This is a genomic window from Oscillatoria sp. FACHB-1406 (assembly GCF_014698145.1).
Classification (GTDB): domain Bacteria; phylum Cyanobacteriota; class Cyanobacteriia; order Cyanobacteriales; family Spirulinaceae; genus FACHB-1406.
The window spans coordinates 173,058-180,968 of sequence record NZ_JACJSM010000008.1; the positions used below are offsets into that span (position 1 = coordinate 173,058).

At 48.5% G+C, this 7,911-nt stretch carries 4 protein-coding genes; 2 read left to right on the forward strand and 2 right to left on the reverse strand.

From position 1 onward, the window contains the following. Positions 1 to 89 precede the first annotated feature (89 nt). Entirely contained in the window at positions 90 to 3,332 is a 3,243-nt protein-coding gene (locus H6G50_RS11120; protein WP_190716144.1) for a WGR domain-containing protein, read from the reverse strand. Between the two features lie 768 nt (positions 3,333 to 4,100). Between H6G50_RS11120 and H6G50_RS11125 the strand changes: the two genes are divergently transcribed. Then, entirely contained in the window at positions 4,101 to 4,580 is a 480-nt protein-coding gene (locus H6G50_RS11125; RefSeq protein WP_190716146.1) for an Hsp20/alpha crystallin family protein, read from the forward strand. Between the two features lie 163 nt (positions 4,581 to 4,743). On the opposite strand, the gene H6G50_RS11130 is transcribed toward H6G50_RS11125, so the two are convergent. Further along, positions 4,744 to 6,501, reverse strand: coding sequence for an AarF/ABC1/UbiB kinase family protein (locus H6G50_RS11130; protein ID WP_190716148.1), 1,758 nt, complete (start codon positions 6,499 to 6,501; stop codon positions 4,744 to 4,746). A gap of 151 nt (positions 6,502 to 6,652) precedes the next feature. On the opposite strand from H6G50_RS11130, the gene H6G50_RS11135 reads away from it, so the two are divergent. Next, positions 6,653 to 7,911: PAS domain-containing sensor histidine kinase (locus H6G50_RS11135; protein ID WP_206756568.1), on the forward strand; the 1,259-nt coding region annotated here is incomplete at its 3' end.

Consider the following 7,911-nt stretch of genomic DNA (forward strand, 5'->3'; position numbering starts at 1 on the left):
TTAAATTATGAGTGATGAATTACGAGTTATGAGTGAGGAATTACGAATTACGAATTACGAACTACGAATTACGAACTACGAATTACGAATTACGAATTACGAATTAAAACCAAAGGATTATCAATCTGGGGATATTGCTGTTTAATTTGCAGTAACGTTTGAATAGCTTTGGCTTTATCGCCGATCGCGATCGTGAGAGACTGTTGGGTCAGAATATCCGCCACAATCCGCGCTGCTTCCTCGCTTCCCTTCGCTTCTGCGGCTAAAAAGGCAAAAATGCGATCTTTGGAGACGCGCCCGCGATTCACCTGAGACAGAACGGTAATACAATAAGGGGATAATTGCTGCAAGCGATCGCAATTTCCCGCCGCGTAGTCTTCCAGGTAATTCGTGGCAAACGCCTGCATATCGGCGCTGGGATGCTCGCTGAATTTTAACAAATAATCTTGTCCCCAATCTGACTGGAAATGATTGATGACGAGATTTCGTCCGAATTGCCGCACTTCCTCCCGCACGCTGTCGCAAATACTCACCATGACTTCCGGAGTCCAATCCTCGCGACCAAAAGCGCTGAAGGTTGCGATCGCGAACTCCCGCGAATCAGTCCAGGTTGACTCCAATAGCCGCGCGCCTGCGATGAATTCTTGAGGATCGCGACGCATTCGATCTAAAATTTGCAAGAACATCGATCGCGCTGCCTCCCGAACTGCAAAAATTTCGTGACTGGCGAGTTGTACGATTTCCCGCGTTGAAAACTCTTGCGTCCATTCTGCAACGCGGTTTCCAAGCGCAACACCGCCCAACTCCCGCGCGGCGGAAGATTTAGCGCGTAATAATTGTAAGGCAGTATCGCGATCGATCTGCGACATCCAACCGGGAATGTTCTCGCGCAACAAGACTACGATATCAGAATGCAAGCCTTCCTGACGTTCGGGAAGCAGCAGCAGCGCGATGAATTCTCGCGCCATGCGAGTGGCGAAGTCGGGATGGGAGGTGGCGAGGCGTTCGATGAGGGAACGGACGGATTCACGTAAATCGGAAAGGTTAGAGGTTGCGATCGCGGCCAGAAAATCGTATTCTTCCAGCAATCTTTGCTCGGGCAACTGTCCGAAAAGTTGCACCCCAATGCGCCGAATCTCCTCATGAGACGAAGTAATTAACGAATCGATTAACCCCATCGGAAGTTCGGCGACGGGAATTTCGTGATTTAACAAAATTCGCGCCCCCATTTCTTGTACTTCCACGCGGGAAGAATCGAGTAAATCTTGGATTATTCCCCATCTTAATGTCCGTAATTGGGAGGCAAAACATAAGTGCAGCGTTTCTCCCGCATCCCGAATTGCCTCACCCGAATATTCTTCGCCCGATCGCGCCAACAACTCCGCCAAAACGCGCCCGACAATTCCCTGTTGTACCGCTTCTCCGAGTACCGCCTCCGACAGCAATCGCCGCGCAAATTGCCGCGTTTCGCCCTCGCAACTCAGGATCGGGGAAACGATAAACTCCGTCGAAGCCAGGAAAAAGTCTTTTGCTGCTTCTATCCATTCGTAGGCTTGCGATCGCGCCGCCGGTACCGGACAATGAACCAAGGCTTCAACTAATGCTAAATTGGGCGAACTTGCATCATACCGCTCGCGCGCAATTTCAAAAGCAAACTCAACCGTTACCTCATAAGGTTGATGCAACAGTTGGATTAACGTTTCTAACTCGATTTCCCGGTAAAAATCTCTGCAAGCGCGCAACGCTTTCACTGCAAAATGATGCACCGGGCGACAGCGACTTTCCCGCAGCAATTTTAATAAAACGTCGGGTTGTTGTTCCCATAACTCCGGAAACGCTTCCTCGCGCTGTTGAGGTTCCGCATCACCCGGTTTATAGTTCTCGCGACAGCGCCACGCTCTTGTACCATTAGGGAAATGATAGCGGGGACTATTGGTATAAAGAATTGGATTGAAAATCAAATAAACCGCAAACGCATCCCAACGGTTTTCGTATCTAATACTTTGCTGTGTCGAATAATCCCAACGACTAAAGGTTGTTTGTTTCGGATTTTGTGCGTCGCTGTCGGAATATTGCAGCAAGATTTTTGAGGCAAATTGCACGTACATCGCATCGCCTTCTTGCCCTAACTTCCGCAACGTTCGCCACACTCGTTTGCGAAAATAGCGTCGCGTTGCATAACTGTAGGAATGATAATAGCCCTGCGGTTCTTTATCGAAACGATAGGCAAGAATGCCAAATATTTCCGCATCTTGCCGGTACTCTGCCATCTTAAAAATATGCCGTATCCTTTGGACGTAATGCGTATCTTGCAGGGAAGCCGTTTTAACCAATCCTAAAAGGAAAGGACGAGTGTATTCATTATCAATTTGATAGAATGTATCAATAATTGTAAAAAGGTTACTTTTTTCAGCCCTGACATAAGCATCTACTTCATTATCCACATAGTAGGGATTCCAATAAACGTAACGCTCTACGATTAGCTTCGGAAAGCGCGATCTCCAGGGTTCGGGCAAGGCTTCTATTTTGGCATTAACCTCTTTTTTTAAATTCCGATCGTTCAGCCACTCCCAACTAAATTCTCGCTTTACCCACGCTTGAAATTCTTTAACCGCAGGCTCGATATATATCTCCTGTTGAAGATAGTTATTGGCAGCAATTGAGAAGTTGTCAGCACTACCATTGCGAGCCAATTCTTGCAACTCCTGCGGCAGTTCGGAAATTTTCTCTTCCTTCATCCGCAATCTTTCGGCTGCGGTTTCCAACTTATACAGTGCTTCCCAAGCAATCCGCTTGACAAACTCCGGCGTAGTAGGCGTTTCATAGAGATGCTGTACGTCCGCGATCGCACTCTCATCCCCGCACCATCCCAACGCCGCTACAATGCAGTAATCCCGCAGCGCATTGTTACTTCTGAGCAAGGAAATCAACGCAGGAACCGCCTCGCGCAACTTCAACTCGCCCGCTCGCCAAATAACGCGCTCTAAAGGCCAATTATCACCATCTCGTGCCATTAAGCGCCGCAAAATCGCTTCTTTTCGGGCTTCCTCGTTCCCTTCCTCCCGTTCGACGGTTGAAGGGACTTCCTGAGACTCCACCGCTTCTCGATAGCCCTTGCGCGTTTTCTCAGTTACTAATTTCTCAAAAAGTTGTTCGGCTCGGGCCAAAGTAACAGGTTGCGTTGTCTTCGTTCCCTCCTTCAAAGTTGCACCGCGCCGCCCGTAGCGAAAATTCACTAAATAGCCGCCTCCAACTTGACAGAGATCTACTTCGTAAACTTTATCGGAGGTTCCTTCCTGAAAAGAAAGCGTCATTCGTCTAATAAGTTCCATAATTTTTGAGGTGGAAATAATGGATAAAAATTACGATCGCTCGTTAACGGGTTTGAATACTGGGAACGTTTAATTTGACTTTTTTACAGACTTGCGATAAGACTCAAATTAATGATGGGTTAAATTTCTGATATTAACAATACCAATACCAAATTGATGTCAAACTGCATAGAATCAAAAGTAGTGCCGTGACACAGCTAAAACTGTGCGATAGGTTTCTCGTTCTATTGCTTACTCGATCGGGTTTCAAGAGTTTTTCTAAAGCCTCATTTAAGGTGTGTCACGGCAGTAGGGTGCGTTAGCGAAGCGTAACGCACCATCATCTTAACCCAAAATTGAGGGAAGTCGATTCTGTACAACATTAATGGGTAGGGGCGAATGCCATTCGCCCGCGCGGTGTACCCACGCAAACGAAAAATGCTATAACACCGGCGTTATCCCAATTCTCAGTTACGATGCACTAAATTTTTCGTCGTAGGGGCAGCCACATTGTTATGCCCTCTTCGGGAATCGTGCAAAATCAATGAGAATTGGTATTACGGGTTAACCGAATCGCAGCAAGGCGGTTAGAAAGCGTTAGGGGTAGTGGAGGAATCGGGAAAGGCGGTAATGGGTTTTTCTAGAGGTTGCCGCGTCGGAGGTTCCCTAACTGCTGAAATTACGGTTAATCCCCCTACCTTTTTCGGTTTCTGCGACTGAAATTTTCAGTCCCCTTTGACACAATGAGAGTGTGCTTAGAAAGCCAAAGCAATCGGAGGTCAAAAGATTATGGCTATTGTTCGTTGGAATCCTTTTTCTGACTTTGAAATTATGCGCCGTCAAATGGATAGCGTGTTTGACGAAATGCTCGGATTTAATGGCGAATCTCAAGTGGCTTGGAAACCGGCAATAGAATTGCAAGATACTGGAGATAGTCTACTATTACGAGTTGGTATTCCGGGGATGGAAGCGAAGGATTTAGATATCCGCGTTTCTCGTACTGCCGTTTCTCTACGTGGCGAACACGAATCGAAGAAGAGCGAAGAAAGGGAAAGCGGTACTGTTCACTCTGAATTTTATTACGGAAAGTTTGAACGCGCGATCGCGCTACCCGTTCCCGTCCAAAACGATAACGTTACAGCCGACTACACCAACGGCATTCTCACTTTAACATTACCGAAAGCTGAAGAACCGAAAGATCGCGTTGTGAAGATCGACCTCGGTGCGAAAACTCAACCTCAGTTAGATAGCGAAAATAAGGCTGAATAATCTTACGCTCTCGCTTTTGGTTGAATAAGTGGTTCCCTACGCCCCTATCGCTTTTAGGGGCGTTTTTTTTATCTTGAATGCAGCGTCTTTGGAACTACTTCCCAGAGAATCTTAGCTGGTTTGAGACGGCTACTGTTACAACTTGCTGGCGAATAAAATTGAATTAACGAGAGGCGAGATTGTCCATTCGTTCTCGCAGTAGGAGTTTAATCAGGGCGCGGAGAAATAAGGGGAACCAAACGCCAGCGCACACTAAAAGCGCGATCGCGCCGCCTTGATAAATGCTCCATAACATCAGCCCGCCCATCAAAGAAAAACCGCTCGCCCCTAAATAAATCAAACATTTCAGCCCCATATTAATCCGGCGCAGCAAGCGTTCGCTTTCCTGAGAACGGACTCGAATTTGTAACTCGCCGCGATCGATGCGTTCTTCCAAACGCTGGATATAAACCTCAACTTTATTGGGCTGAGTCAACTTATAAGTAATGAAACTCCGAGCTTGTCGGGCGAGGGTTCCCAGCAGTTTCCCATCTTGTTTGCGTCCCATAGTCAAACTTTGGATAAAAGGCTGAGAAGCAGCCAAAAGATTATATTGCGGGTCGAGGGCGCGAGCGATCCCATCGAGGGTGGTAATCGCTTTAATAATAAACGTCATTTGCGCGGGCAAGCGAAAAGGTTGCTGCTCGAACATGATATACAATTCGTCCCGGATTTGGTCGAATTCTCGCACGTCTACGGGGCGTTCGCGGAAACGTTCCAACAGAAAGGCAATCGTGCGCCGAACCGGAGTCATGTCGGCGACGGGTTCGATTAATCCCAGGTACATGAGCGTTTTAACTAACTCGTCGGCATCTTTTTTGAGAACGGCAAAAAAGGTGTTAATCATTTGGTCTTTGGCGAGCGTTTTCACTTCCGCCATCGTCCCAAAATCGTAGAAGATCAGCCTTCCGTCGAGACTAACGGCCATATTGCCGGGATGGGGATCGGATTGGAAAAAGCCATCTTGAAGCAATTGTTTGAGGTAGGAACAGATTCCCAGTTTGAGAATGTCATCGGGAGCGATCCCGCGCGCGATCAGGGTGGTGCGATCGTCAATTTTAATGCCGGGAAGATATTCGAGGGTGAGAACGCGCTGGGTGGTGTATTTCCAAAAGACTCGAGGGATGAGAATGTTAGGCTGTTGGCTGAAGTTTTCCCGGAAGCGATCGGCATTTTTGCCTTCGTGGATATAATCGATTTCTTTGTAGAGAATGCTAAAAAATTCGCGGTAAATTGCTTCGAGTTCGTATTTGCGCGCGCCGGGAAGGTAGCGATTGGCAAGCCGGACGAGACGATGTATAACTTCAAAGTCGAGGTTGAAGAGGGGTTCGATCGCCGGACGCTGGACTTTAACGACGACTTCTTCGCCGGTGGGGAGTTTGGCGCGATGGACTTGTCCGAGACTGGCGGCGGCGAGGGGAAAGGTATCGAATTCGAGAAAGAGGGTTTCGAGGGGCTGTCCGAGTTCGGTTTCGATGACGGACATCGCTAAATCGGGCGAAAATTCGGGGACGCGATCTTGGAGTTGGCTGAGGGATTCGATGTATTCGACGGGAATTAAATCGGGGCGAGTGGAGAGGGCTTGACCGATTTTAATGAAAGTCGGGCCGAGATAGAGCAAGCGCGCGGTTAGCCATTGGGCGCGACGAGTGCGTTGTTGGGGGGTATTTTTTCCGAGGACGCGATCGCACCCTAAGTAAAACAGGAATTGCGCCACGGAACGAAAAATAACGAATTGACGCGCGTTAGGGGAGTATTTGGCTTGTTGCCAGGGGGGGAGTTCCAGGGTTTTGGAGAAGTTGGGATCGATCGCCCCTCGATGGGTTTGAACGCTCAATTCGCGATTGGCGAGGCGAATTTCTTCGGGCGTGCGATTTAGCATGGACAATCTAAACTCCCGTTTTCAGTCCCATGTTGCAAGCGACAGCGTGCCGAATCCCAGATCGTGGCGTGGCAGTTGCTCGAATCATTCTGAGGAAACCAGAGCGTATTATGCTGGCGGCGTGGGGCTTCTTTCGACATTTAAGCTAAGGTTGAATTTAACAAAATATTTGCTCTTGCATCAACTCATACACCGTCAAATGGATGTTTTTAGTTTTTTGGTCGGTTTGAGCCTGGGACTGGGGTTGTACCTCTTTCAACATTCTCAACGCCAACGTCAATTAACCCAGATGCTCGATAGTTTAGCCCAAGGTGCGGCGGAAAACACGGATCTGTCGCTGATGTCGCGATTGCGCTCGGAAATTCAGCACGTCCGAGAAATGCAAGGACAACTCGAGGAAAAAGTAGCGACTTGGAGACGAGTCGTGGAGACTGCGCCGATGGGTTATTTACAAGTCGATGAGGAAAATCAATTGTTGTGGTGCAATGAATGCGCGCGAGATTGGTTGAAAATTAACCGTTGGAAACCGCAGGAAGTTCGGCTCTTGCTGGAGTTAGTGCGTTCTTACGAACTCGATCGCGCGATCGAACAAACGCGCCGCCGCCAGGAACCCCAGGTTCAAGAATGGGTGTTTCAAGCCACGCCGGTTTCTCCGACGCAGGGAACCTCCCACGCGATCGCGCTGCGGGCGCAGACGCTCCCCCTAGAACGGGGGCAGGTGGGCGTTTTTCTGGAAAATCAACAGCCGTTGGTGGATTCCATTCGGCTGCGCGATCGCGCTTTTTCCGACCTCACCCACGAGTTGAGAACGCCGCTAACTTCTATCTCTTTAGTCGCGCAAACGCTACAAAGTCGCTTGCAAGGGATGGAACGGGGTTGGGTGGAGCGGATGCTCCAAGAAACTCAGCGTTTAATTGAGTTGATTCAAAATTACCTGGATATCGATCGCCTCGAACAAAATCCCCGCGATCGGCTGAACTATGAATCCGTACCGCTCAAAGCGTTTATTTTGGAGATTTGGGAAACTTTAGAACCCATAGCCCGCGAGCGAGAGTTACACCTCGAGTATTCTGGCAACGATGCGTTACAGTTGCGCTGCGATCGCGCCGGTTTGACGCAGGTTTTTCTTAATGTTTTAGATAATAGCATTTACTACAGTCCGCCCCAGGCAACCCTTCAAATTGCTGTCGAACAAATATCAACGAAATCTGTCTCCTCCTCCGAGCGACTAGAAAATAAGGGGTGGATTATAATAAACATTATTGATTCTGGCTGTGGCTTCCAAACATCAGACCTACCTCATGTCTTCGAGCGACTGTATCGCGGCGATCTCTCTCGGTCTCGAGCCTTATGGGGAGAGCGCGCTGATGCTTTATTCTCTCGCAGAGGAAGCGGTTTAGGATTGTCTAT